The organism is Microcoleus sp. N3A4, from assembly GCF_036701805.1.
Classification (GTDB): domain Bacteria; phylum Cyanobacteriota; class Cyanobacteriia; order Cyanobacteriales; family Microcoleaceae; genus Microcoleus.
The window spans coordinates 1-1,342 of the sequence record NZ_JAUBRJ010000183.1 but is presented as its reverse complement, the minus strand read 5'-3'; the positions used below and the strand labels follow the sequence as shown (position 1 = coordinate 1,342).

General features: G+C 43.4%; 2 protein-coding genes. Both read left to right on the top strand.

Annotated features, from left to right (window positions below; all coding sequences use genetic code 11):
- Window positions 1-106 precede the first annotated feature (106 nt).
- On the top strand, window positions 107-655 hold the full coding sequence (locus QUA56_RS36620; protein WP_333368927.1) for a helix-turn-helix domain-containing protein: 549 nt from the start codon (window positions 107-109) through the stop codon (window positions 653-655).
- The gene (locus QUA56_RS36615; protein WP_333368924.1) at window positions 628-1,311 is read left to right on the top strand and encodes a transposase; all 684 of its coding nucleotides are present in this window, start codon (window positions 628-630) and stop codon (window positions 1,309-1,311) included. Before QUA56_RS36620 ends, QUA56_RS36615 begins: the two co-directional genes overlap by 28 nt.
- The last annotated feature ends 31 nt before the right edge of the window (window positions 1,312-1,342 follow it).

The following is a 1,342-nucleotide window of genomic DNA, read 5'->3' as shown; positions in this document are numbered from 1 at the left end:
CTAGTACAGCGCGGCGGAAATCAACAGACCATATTGGTAGGATTGGTGAGAAAATAATCTAGTCTGGTTAAAAACCGTGTTGGCGGACGTATTAAGGGATCACAGTGTGGCTAAGTTAACTCCTAAAACATTAAATTTAAGCGATGATGAGCGGATTCAACTCCAACAGTTGAGCGACAGACACAACACGCCGCAACAGATAGCCCGACGAGCTAGAATCATTCTCATGGCATCTGAGGGTCAAAACCATCGTGAAATTGCGCGAAATTTAGATATTAATCGGCAAATGGCTCGTTTATGGCGAAATCGATGGTTGGAGACCAACGGAAAAGACTTATCGATTTTGCAAAGATTACAAGATCAAGAGCGTATTGGTGCACCAGTAAAATTTAGCATGGAACAAGTAATCGAGTTGTTTGCTCTGGCGTGTTCGCCACCATGCGATTACGGAAGACCAATCAGCCACTGGAGTTCGAGAGAACTGGCAGATGAAATCATCAAGCAAGGCATTATTGAAAGCATATCTGTCCGCCATGTGGGAAGATTACTAGAAGAAGCCGAAGTTAAACCCCACGCCTTGTCGCTACTGGTTAACCCCCCCCTGAAGACGCAGAATTTGACGCAAAAGTGGCAGATATTACTGGTTTATACATGAGTGCGATTGAGCGTCATCTTCAAGGGGAGCGGACAATATCCATTGACGAGATGACAGGTATTCAAGCAACTGAGCGATTAGAAAAAGACTTGCCAATGCGACCTGGCAAAGTCGCAAGAAGGGAGTTTGAGTATATTCGTCACGGCACACAAAGCTTAATTGCTAGCTTCGATGTTGCCACGGGTCAAATTATCGAGCCGACTTGTGGAGATACCAGAACAGAAGTTGATTTTGCCCTTCATATTCGTCGAACTATTGAAAGTGACCCTGATGTCCCAAAATGGCATTTGATTATGGACTGCCTGAACACTCATCAGTCTGAGTCTCTGGTTCGTTTGGTTGCAGAAAAAGAAGGTCTGGATATTGACTTGGGTATGAAGGGGAAAAGTGGTATCTTGAAATCCATGAAATCTCGCACTACTTTTTTGTGTGACCCTGCACACCGAATTGTTTTCCATTATACACCGAAACATTCTTCATGGCTCAATCAAATTGAGATTTGGTTCAGTATTTTGGTGCGCCAATTACTCAGAAGAGCAAGTTGTGTCAGTCGCGAGGATTTGAAAAATCGAATCCTGCATTTTATCGACTACTTTAATCAAACAATGGCTAAACCTTTTAAGTGGACATATAAGGGCAAAGTTTTGGCTGTTTAATGGTCTGTTTATTTCCGCCGCGCTGTACTAG